At 66.5% G+C, this 7,132-nt stretch carries 6 protein-coding genes; 1 reads left to right on the top strand and 5 read right to left on the bottom strand.

What is annotated here, in order from left to right:
* The first annotated feature begins 383 nt into the window (after positions 1–383).
* Entirely contained in the window at positions 384–911 is a 528-nt protein-coding gene (locus tag CKO15_RS12935; RefSeq protein WP_200197027.1) for an exodeoxyribonuclease VII large subunit, read from the top strand.
* Positions 912–970: 59 nt separating this feature from the next.
* Here the strand turns inward: CKO15_RS12935 and nrfD are convergent, their stop codons facing one another.
* From nrfD to dsrK, 5 genes are all read right to left on the bottom strand, one after another.
* Positions 971–2,368 (bottom strand): NrfD/PsrC family molybdoenzyme membrane anchor subunit, encoded by a 1,398-nt coding sequence (gene nrfD, locus CKO15_RS12930; RefSeq protein WP_200197025.1) that lies wholly within the window; start codon positions 2,366–2,368, stop codon positions 971–973.
* 79 nt (positions 2,369–2,447) lie between these two features.
* Positions 2,448–3,239: a sulfate reduction electron transfer complex DsrMKJOP subunit DsrO gene (gene dsrO, locus CKO15_RS12925; protein ID WP_200197022.1), complete on the bottom strand. Its 792-nt coding sequence runs from the start codon at positions 3,237–3,239 to the stop codon at positions 2,448–2,450.
* On the bottom strand, positions 3,236–3,646 hold the full coding sequence (locus tag CKO15_RS12920; protein WP_200197019.1) for a hypothetical protein: 411 nt from the start codon (positions 3,644–3,646) through the stop codon (positions 3,236–3,238). The genes dsrO and CKO15_RS12920 overlap by 4 nt, the downstream gene beginning before the upstream one ends.
* Before the next feature lie 49 nt (positions 3,647–3,695).
* Positions 3,696–5,648, bottom strand: coding sequence for an NAD(P)-binding protein (locus CKO15_RS12915; protein WP_200197016.1), 1,953 nt, complete (start codon positions 5,646–5,648; stop codon positions 3,696–3,698).
* Between the two features lie 15 nt (positions 5,649–5,663).
* On the bottom strand, positions 5,664–7,132 hold a 1,469-nt coding region (gene dsrK, locus CKO15_RS12910), incomplete at its 5' end, for a sulfate reduction electron transfer complex DsrMKJOP subunit DsrK (protein ID WP_200197013.1).

Here is a 7,132-nt window from a genome sequence, read left to right as displayed (position 1 = left end):
TCGCTTAACCCAACGCCGCCAATCGAGCCAAAACACTGCCAAGTCTCGGAGCGCACCTGCCCGAGTCGTCGCGCCTGTTCGCGCAACGCCCCGACCTTGCCTTTGTTCGGGCGCTTGGCGCGCACAACCCGTGTCACCTTCATTCGGCGCTGGCCTCATCCTTGCTGAGTGCCTCGTTGAGCTTCTTGCGGTAGTTTCGCAATCCATACAACCGAGACGAAAAACCTTGCCTGTACTCATGGTGTTCTCCATGAGTCAAGAGTACACTGTCGCGCATTTTTTGCAAGACTAGAGTCTAGCTCCTCCCGCTTCTTGACCGGTTGTGCCACAATAAAGACCATCAGAAGCATCAGAGGCGGTCACCGATTGCAGGAGTTTGTCGCATGTCGCTTGCTGAGAAGGACCACGAAAAAATTGACGCCTATATTCAAGCCTACCTGGAGCGGTGGCTGGCGGAGCGCGAGCAGCGCCTGACTCCGCTGCCGCCGGTCTATGATCGCGAGTTGCACGGGCGCATCGTACGGGTGGAGGAGGCGCTAAAGCATCAGGGCGAGCTGATGGAGAGGGGCTTTGCTCAGATGGAAAAGCGCTTCGAGCAGGTCGACAAGCGCTTCGAGCAGGCCGACAAGCGCTTCGAGGCGATGCAGCAGCAGATGGACAAGCGCTTTGAGCAGGTCGATAACCGCTTCGAGGCGATGCAGCAGCAGATGGACAAGCGCTTCGAGCAGGTCGACAAGCGCTTCGAGGCGATGCAGCAGCAGATGGACAAGCGCTTTGAGCAGGTCGACAACCGCTTCGAAGAGATGATCAGAAGGCAAGACAGACAACACCACTTGGTGCTCGGCTTTATTGTCGGTTCGTTGGCCTTAATGATCACAGTGATGCTGACGGCAATGCGCTTTATGGGTTAAACGCATCCGATTGCACACTTCTGTACGGCCCACCCTAACGCTGACGTCTCTATCTCTTTTCAATCAACAGGATCAGTCGCTGACTGTGACGCCGGTGTGTCCGGCGTGTCGAGTGTGTCGGGCGCGCTGGAGCCCCGCGTTGCCGCCGCGGGCCGCGGCGTTAGGGGGAGTACACCGACAGCGACCAGGGCGGTCAGCCAGGCGATGGCGACCCCGCTAAGGCCGATCAGCCACTCCCACAGCGTCGGCTGGTAAGAGAAAACCTCCCCATCGAACGCAGCGCCCGTGACCTCGTAGCCAGGAATCAGCGCCACGGGGTGCGCTTGTACGCCGACGACCATCACGAAGAGATGGGCGAGTCCGCCAAGCAGCACCAACCCTGCGGCAACTGCAAAGTGCGAGGTGCGCTGCCGGATCACTCCCGCTAGCAGGAGGAGGGAAGGGAGGATCACACCGACGGCCACCATCCCGAACCAAAAGAGGACCGGGTAGATGCCGCCGTCGATGAGGAGGAATCGGGCCACATCGCGCGCAGCCGGCGAGTAGAGCAGGCTCAGCAGGTGGACCAAGAGCACCGCTGCATGAGCGGCGAGAAAGAGCGCGAGCAGTCGGCTCAAGCGCTTCGTGGTCGGGTGCGTAGCGGTCGGTGGCGTGGCGACATGCGGTGCCATGACCGGCGACGAAATAGTGCCCCGCGCGTTAGCGCCCCGCGCAGTGACAGCGGGGGTCAAGCCGTTCGCCGCTAGCCACCCCAAGAGCAAGACGGCGCTGCCGTAGGCCAGCGCGGCGCTGACGAAGAGCGGGAAGAGCAGACCGCTGCGAAAGCCCTCGTGGGCGGCGAGGAGGGCGAAGATCGAGCCGACATTGGTCGCCAGCAGCAGCGGCCAGATCAGCGCCAGCCAGCCGATAAGGCGCCGGTAGCGAGCGAGTGCCGGGTCGAGCAGGCTCCACAACAACAGCCCGACGATGGCGAAGAAGCCGAGGTAGAAGAAGATATTGCGGGCGAAGCTCGAGGCCGGATTGAAGTGCTGAAAGGTCACCGGCAACTGATCGGGGCGCCCGAGGTCGAAGACCAGCACCGCTAAGCCGCCGATCAGTAGGGCACTGGCGACTATGCTGCCCAGCCGCGTGGTCGCCGCCAGCGGCGTGGTGGCGGTGAGCTGACCGCTGGCGGCGACGACCAGCGCCCCGGCACCGGCCAAGATCAGCGTTAAAGCAAAGACGTGCGGGATGCCCCAGACCAGCTGCGTGCCCATGCCGCTGAGATGGTGTCCGCTTAGGGCCAGATGGAGGGCCGCGGCGGCGCCAGCGAGGGCGGCCAGAGCGGCGAGACCGGCACTGAGCCAGAAGAGCCATAGGGGCGCAGCGGGGGCCTGTCCGCCCGCCCACTGCCGCGTCTGTTGCCAGATCGGGCTGCCGAGCGGCTGATAGTGTGTCGGTCGCGTCGGTTGTGCCATGTTCAATCCCCGTTGGTCGTCCTGCACACCGCTCTGCACACTGCCCAGCGCACCGCCCCGCACATCGTTCTGCACACTGCTAAGAGAGCCCACGGTAGTGCACCCGCGCCGCCAACCCGAGATCGCTGCGCAGGGGAGCGCCGCCGTAGTCGCGCAGCGCTTCGCTCAGCGCACTCCCCGGATCGTTGAGATCGCCGAAGAGCAGCGCCCCGTGACCGTCCGCCGCGCAGCGCTCGACGCAGGCCGGCTGTTGACCGCGATCGACTCGATGGACACAGAGGGTACAGCCCTCGGCCGCCCCCTTACCGCGCGGATGGTTCGGCGAGGCCTCGGCAACCGGCCGCTGCGGCATAAAGCGGACCTGAAAGGGACAGGCGATCATGCAGTAGCGACAGCCGATGCAGCGGTGCTTATCGACGAGCACGATACCGTCGGCCCGGCGGAAGGTCGCCCGGGTTGGGCAGACCGAGGCGCACGGCGGATTTTGGCAGTGCTGACAAAGCATTGGTAGCGAGCGTTCACTGTCACCGGGACCGCGCACCGTCACCTTGCGAATCCACTGCGGGTCTTGCTGCGGGTGCTCCGGCTCCGGCCAGCCGTTCTCCTCCTGACAGGCGTCGATGCAGGCGCTGCACTCGGCGCTGCAGCGCTGCGTATCGATGAGCAGCCCCCAGCGCGGTGATCGCGGCGACGATCGGGTGCGATCCGGCCCCGGTTCTCCGTCCGCAGCCGCAGCCGCAGCACCGCCACCGTGAAGCAGCCACACCCCGGGGGCTAGCAGCAGGCCCGCCGCCGCCGTGCCCGCACCGAGGCAGCGGCCGAGAAAGCGACGGCGCGAGAGCGTGCGCGTAGCGGACGCATCTTCACTCACGGCAAGACTCCTCCCAACTCAGCCAGATCGCCCTTCGGGCGTTCGTTATGGCACTGAAAACAGCCGATGGAGACGCCGGTGTAGGTGTGGCAGTCGCGGCAAAAGGCCATCGGCGGCTGCTCCGGGGCGCGCTGCGCTGCCGGCACCGCATGGCAGTCGACGCACGCCTGCAGACTCCGCGCCGGATCGCGCTCGCCGAGGCGGACTGCGGTATGCATTCGGTCGCTAAGCCAGTCTGCGTGCTCGCGGCGCATCTGCTCGGCCTCGAGGAGACACGCCTCGCCCTGCGGCTCGGGCAGCACCGGCGGAGCTGCGCCGCGATCACCAAGTAGCGCGATAAAGCCGATGACGGCGAAGAGTGCTACGGCCGCACCGCCGCCCCACAGCCACCCTTCGAAGCGCTTCATCGCTCTCTCCTCCCCACGCTCACGCTCCGCCGCGCAGCAGCGCTACTCACTACTCACCGAGCCCCATCTCGATGTAGCCGGTCGGGCAGACATCGCGACAGATATGGCAGCCGATACAGCGGCTATAGTCGGTGTAGACGTAGCGGCCGTGGCTGCGCTCACCCTTCGGCACGCGCTGGACGGCGTTCTGCGGGCAGTAGATGATGCAGTTGTCGCACTCGAAGCAGAGCCCGCAGCTCATACAGCGCTTCGCCTCGGTCTGTGCCTCCTCGCCGCTGAGCGCTTGCAGCCGCTCGGCGAAATCGCCGAGGACGCGCCGCTCATCGATAGTGCGGCGGTGGCGAACGGCGCGCTCGCCCGGAGTGAAGTGGCCGAGGTAGAGCCGGTCGTGGCGAATCACCTCGCTGTGGCCGCGCTCCTCGAAGTTGTGGACGGCGAAGGCGGCCCGGTCGGTGCCGCGGGTGGCGGTGCGATCGTAAGCGCTCGGAGCCAGCCCCCTCGCGGCCAGTGTCTCGATCAGGTTGTAGTGCCAGACGCCGACCTTGGGTGGCCGCAGCGCCGTCCCCCGGCGCAGATAAGCATCGAGGCTGCGCACCGCGTGGGTCGCCTGACCGATCGCCGTCGTCAGCAGGTGCGGGCGAATGATATCGCCGGCGACGAAGTGGCCCGGGCGCTGGCTGACCTGGTAGTGCGGGTCGGCGTCGATAAAGCCGTGGCCGTTATCGAGCGCCTCGACCCCGGCCAGACTCCCCTTCTGCCCGATGGCAGCGATGATCAGGTCGGCCTCGATCGTAAACTCGGTCCCCTCAATCGGCTCCGGGCGCTGACCCTCCATACGGCACTCGGCAAAGCGCAGCGCCTGAGCGCGGCCGTCGTCGCCGTGGATGATGGCGATCGGCATCACGCCATCGCGGATCTCGACCCCCTCGTGGAGGGCGTCTTCGATCTCCTCCTCGGCGGCGGTCATCTCGGCGCGCGGGAAGAGCGAGGTCAGGGTGACGGCCGCCCCCTTGCGCGCGGCGATGGCGGCAGCGTCGTGGGCGGTGTAGCCGAGTACGGCGTGCTCCGGGTGCGCCTCATCGGGCAGCGCGGTGTCGTAGCCGAGACGGCGGGCGACCGAGGCGACATCGATTGAGGTATCACCACCGCCGATGACCAAGATCCGCTCACTGACGGCAGCGAGCCGCCCCTCGTTAAAGGCGCGCAGGAACTCGACCCCGGTTAAGCAGTTCGGCGTCTCGTCCCAGCCGGCGAGCGGCAGCGGGCGCCCCTCGTGGGTGCCGAGCGCCCACAGGACGGCGTCGTAGTCGCCCTCGAGCTGCTCCAGGGTGATGTCGCTGCCGATGCGCACGCCGCAGCGCACCTCGACGCCGAGCGCTAGAATCCGCGCAATCTCGGCATCAAGCACCTCGCGCGGTACGCGGTAGCCGGGGATGCCGTAGCGCATCATGCCGCCGAGCTCCGGCTGCGCCTCAAAGAGGGTGCAGTGGTGGCCGCGCTTGCGCAGCTGATAGGCGGCGGTCAGTCCGGCCGGGCCACCGCCGACGACAGCGACGCGATAGCCGCTATCGGCACCGGCAGCGCCGAGATCGAGCCCGTGTTCGCGGGCGTAGTCGCCGACACTGTGTTCAATGGCGTTGATGGCGACGTGATCGTCGACGACGCGGCGGTTGCAGCCCTGCTGACACGGTGCAGGACAGACCCGCCCCATCACCGCCGGGAAGGGGTTGCTGGCGCTGATGCGGGCAAAGGCCTCGGCCTGCCAGTCGAGCGCCGGATCGCTGCGCTGCAGCCCGCGAGCGAGTTGCAGATAGCCGCGGATATCCTCGCCGGCCGGGCAGTTGGCCTGACACGGTGGGGTGCGGTGGATGTAGGTCGGGCACTTATGCGAGGCCCCGGCGCGAAAGATCTGCTCGCGCCAGCTGCCTGGCCGCTGTTCGCCGTCGCGGTAGCGGCGAAAGGTGTAGCGCTCCTCTGCCTCTGCCTCTGCGTTGCTCGCCATCGTCTCGTTCTCCCCTCAGTCGAAGCGCACGGCGTTGCCGACCGCCTCGTGCAGGCTCATGATCGTCTCGCGCGGGATGTCGTAGTAGGGCAGCACCTTGGCAAACTGCGCCTTGCAGATGGCGCAGATCGCAACCATGCGCTCGACCCCGTCGTGCTCCATCGTCTCGCGCAGGGCGCTGACGCGCGGCATTGCCCCCTTGACGCGCAACTCCAACAGCTCATCGGTCAGCAGACCGCCACCGCCGCCGCAGCAGAAGGTGGCATCGCCGGTGGTGCTCGGGGCCATCTCGACGTAGTGCGGGACACTGGCGCGCAGCAACTGGCGCGGGATCTCCAGCTGTCCGCCGGGGCGCGACCCCATGCGCGAGGCGCGCGCGACGTTGCACGAGTCGTGGAAGGTGACCCCGCCGTAGTGGGCGTTGGCACTCGGGTCGAGGCGCAGGGCGCCGCGCTCGAGCAGATCGGCAGTGACCTCGCAGATGTGCTGTGGTGCTGGGTAGTTCGGGTCGAGCTGCGCTTGCAGCGCGCGCGCGTACTCGTCCTCTTCTCCAGCGCCGTGGCCGACGCCGGTCAGCGTATTCCAGAAGCTGTAGGCGACCCGCCAGGCGTGACCGCACTCGCCGATGACGATGCGCTTAACGCCGAGTTCCAGGGCGGCGGTGCGGATGCGCTCGGCGATGCGCTGCATCTGCTCGTAGCTGCCGATAAAGAGGCCGAAATTCGCAGCCTCGGAGGCGTAGCTGCTCAGCGTCCACGACAGTCCAGCCTGGTGGAAGACCTTGGCATAACCCATCAACCCGTCGACGTGCGGCTCGGCGAAGAAATCAGCCGACGGGGTGACGAGCAGGACATCGGCGCCGGCCTCATCGAGCGGGAGGCGGATATCGTGCCCGGTGTCGTCCTTTAGGTCCTCTTCCAGCCCCTCGAGCGTATCTTCGAGTGCCGGCCCCGGTAGCCCGAGATTGTTGCCGACCTTATGGACCTTGCCGATGATCTCGTTGCAGTACTTCTGACCGTAGCCGACGGCATCAAGGATCTCGCGCGCGGCCATCGACAACTCGGCGGTGTCGATGCCGTAGGGACAGAAGACCGAGCAGCGGCGACACTGCGAGCACTGGTGGAAGTAGACAAACCACTCATCGAGTGCTTCGCGGGTCAATTCGCGGCCGCGCACCAAGCCTGGAAAATTTCGACCGGCAACGGTGAAGTGGCGGCGGTAGACATCGCGCAGCAGGTCTTGACGCGCCGCCGGCATGTTCTTCGGGTCGCCGGTGCCGAGGTAGAAGTGGCACTTATCGGTGCAGGCCCCGCAGCGCACACAGCTATCGAGGTAGACGCGCAGCGCCCGGTTGCGCTCGAGTAGGGTCTCGAAGCGCTCCAGCGCGCGCGCCTGCCAATCACTCGGCACACCGCCGGGAAAGCCGAGCGCCTCTTGGTGCTCGGGGGTGGCTGAATAGGGGCGAATCTCGGCGCCAGCCCCGG

It is taken from the genome of Halorhodospira abdelmalekii, assembly GCF_016583625.1.
In the GTDB taxonomy this organism is placed as follows: domain Bacteria; phylum Pseudomonadota; class Gammaproteobacteria; order Nitrococcales; family Halorhodospiraceae; genus Halorhodospira; species Halorhodospira abdelmalekii.
The sequence above is the reverse complement of the archived record's forward strand: the minus strand, read 5'-3'. Positions and strand labels throughout refer to the sequence as shown.

Bases quoted from the DNA above. Each gene is read 5' to 3' on its own strand.
- CKO15_RS12935 (WP_200197027.1), top strand. From the start codon at position 384: ATGTCGCTTGCTGAGAAGGACCACGAAAAAATTGACGCCTATATTCAA.
- CKO15_RS12920 (WP_200197019.1), bottom strand. From the start codon at position 3,646: ATGAAGCGCTTCGAAGGGTGGCTGTGGGGCGGCGGTGCGGCCGTAGCA.
- CKO15_RS12915 (WP_200197016.1), bottom strand. From the start codon at position 5,648: ATGGCGAGCAACGCAGAGGCAGAGGCAGAGGAGCGCTACACCTTTCGC.
- nrfD (WP_200197025.1), bottom strand. From the start codon at position 2,368: ATGGCACAACCGACGCGACCGACACACTATCAGCCGCTCGGCAGCCCG.